A 2,357-nucleotide genomic window follows, 5' to 3' on the forward strand; every position below is an offset into this window, starting at 1 on the left:
CTGCCTTGCCCCATTCTTAATTTTATTCGACTATACTCTTTTTCAGACGGCATTTTCGATAAAAGATAAGCAAATACCGTTAAAGCAAACACACAAAAGAATTGTCAACAAAAACACTCGGAATTGGGATAAAATAAGCCCATTTTTCAAATAGAACATCAGGCCGGGCGGGCCGCCGCCCGCCTTTCCGGCAGCCTGATTACACCCGAAGGAACACACCATGCCAGACTACCGCTCCAAAACCTCCACCCACGGCCGCAACATGGCGGGCGCACGCGCCTTGTGGCGTGCCACCGGCGTAGCCGATTCCGATTTCGGCAAACCGATTATCGCCATCGCCAACTCGTTCACCCAATTCGTGCCCGGCCATGTCCACCTGCACAACATGGGTCAGCTCGTCGCCCGCGAAATCGAAAAAGCCGGCGCGATTGCCAAAGAATTCAACACCATCGCCGTGGACGACGGCATCGCCATGGGGCACAGCGGCATGCTGTATTCGCTGCCCAGCCGCGACTTGATTGCCGACTCCATCGAATACATGGTCAACGCCCACTGCGCCGACGCACTGGTGTGCATTTCCAACTGCGACAAAATCACCCCCGGTATGCTGATGGCCGCCATGCGCCTGAACATTCCGACCATTTTCGTTTCCGGCGGGCCGATGGAAGCGGGCAAAGTCATCGGTGCGATTAATATCGCCGACGAACGCCGTTTGGATTTGATTGACGCAATGATTGAGGCGGCGGACGACAATGTTTCCGACGCGCAAATCCAAGAAGTCGAACAAAACGCCTGCCCGACCTGCGGCTCCTGCTCCGGCATGTTCACCGCCAATTCGATGAACTGCCTCACCGAAGCGTTGGGCTTGTCGCTGCCGGGCAACGGCTCCTATCTCGCCACCCATGCGGGGCGCAAAGACTTGTTCCTCGAAGCAGGCCGTCTGATTGTCGAGATTACCCGCCGCTATTACGAGCAAAACGACGAAAGCGTATTGCCGCGCAGCATCGCCACCAAAAAAGCCTTTGAAAACGCCATGACCATGGACATCGCCATGGGCGGCAGCACCAACACCATCCTGCACCTTTTGGCTGTGGCCAACGAAGCGGGCGTGGATTTCAAAATGGCCGACATCGACCGCTTAAGCCGCGTCGTGCCCTGCATCTGCAAAACCGCGCCCAACAACCACGACTACTACATGGAAGACGTGCACCGCGCCGGCGGCATTTTCGCCATCCTGCGCGAATTGGAAAAAGCGGGCAAACTGCATACCGACGTTTCCACCATCCACGCGCCGACTTTGGGCGAAGCGATTAAGCAATGGGATGTCACCAATCCTGACAACACCGTTGCCATCGAACGCTTCAAAGCCGCACCCGGCGGCGTACGCACCACCCAAGCCTTCTCGCAAAACCGCATGTGGAAAACCTTGGATTTAGACCGCGAAAAAGGCTGTATCCGCAGCGTGGAACACGCCTACTCGCAAGACGGCGGCCTGGCCGTATTGTTCGGCAACATCGCCGAGCGCGGCTGCGTCGTGAAAACCGCCGGCGTGGACGACAGCATCCTCAAATTCACCGGCCGCGCCCGCGTGTTTGAAAGCCAAGACGCAGCGGTGGAAAGCATTCTCGCCAACCAAATCGTTGCCGGCGACATCGTCATCATCCGCTACGAAGGCCCCAAAGGCGGCCCCGGCATGCAGGAAATGCTCTATCCGACCAGCTACCTCAAATCCAAAGGCCTGGGCAAAGCCTGCGCCCTGCTGACCGACGGCCGCTTTTCCGGTGGTACATCAGGTTTGTCTATCGGCCACGTTTCCCCCGAAGCGGCCGAGGGCGGCGCCATCGGCTTGGTGCGCGAAGGCGATACCGTCGAAATCGACATCCCCAACCGCAGTATCAACTTGGCCGTGTCCGATGAAGAACTGGCCGCACGCCGCGCCGAAATGGAAAGCCGCGGCGCCAAAGCATGGCAACCGGAAAACCGCAACCGCTACGTCTCCCAAGCCCTGCGCGCCTACGGCCTGATGGCGACCTCCGCCGACAAAGGCGCCGTGCGCGACGTATCGCAGATTGAACGTAAAGACTAAGCAAACGTCAAAAGCCGTCTGAAAACCGGGCATTTCCCGCCGTTTTCAGACGGCCTGCACAGCCGAGGCTATGGATAAATTCGTTTGGGCAATGGCCGCAATGGCCGCCCTCTTGGCCCTGATTATCGGCGGCGGCTTCGTCGCTACCGAATATGTCAAGAAACACCCGGAAATGTTTGAAGTGAAACCGCAGAAATAAACGCGGCGCTTCACCATATGCAAAAGCCGTCTGAAAACAGTGAGTTGTTTTCAGACGGCTTTTTTATAGTCG

The 2,357-nt window shown here is 57.3% G+C and carries 2 protein-coding genes; both read left to right on the forward strand.

The annotated features are described in order from the left end of the window. The first annotated feature begins 220 nt into the window (after window positions 1-220). Complete coding sequence (gene ilvD, locus BDE01S_RS10085) at window positions 221-2,086, forward strand: dihydroxy-acid dehydratase (RefSeq protein ID WP_066081102.1); 1,866 nt, start codon at window positions 221-223, stop codon at window positions 2,084-2,086. Between the two features lie 70 nt (window positions 2,087-2,156). Beyond that, window positions 2,157-2,285, forward strand: coding sequence for a hypothetical protein (locus BDE01S_RS11740; RefSeq protein WP_255265806.1), 129 nt, complete (start codon window positions 2,157-2,159; stop codon window positions 2,283-2,285). Window positions 2,286-2,357 lie beyond the last annotated feature (72 nt).

The organism is Bergeriella denitrificans NBRC 102155 (assembly GCF_001592185.1).
Taxonomy (GTDB): Bacteria; Pseudomonadota; Gammaproteobacteria; order Burkholderiales; family Neisseriaceae; genus Neisseria; species Neisseria denitrificans.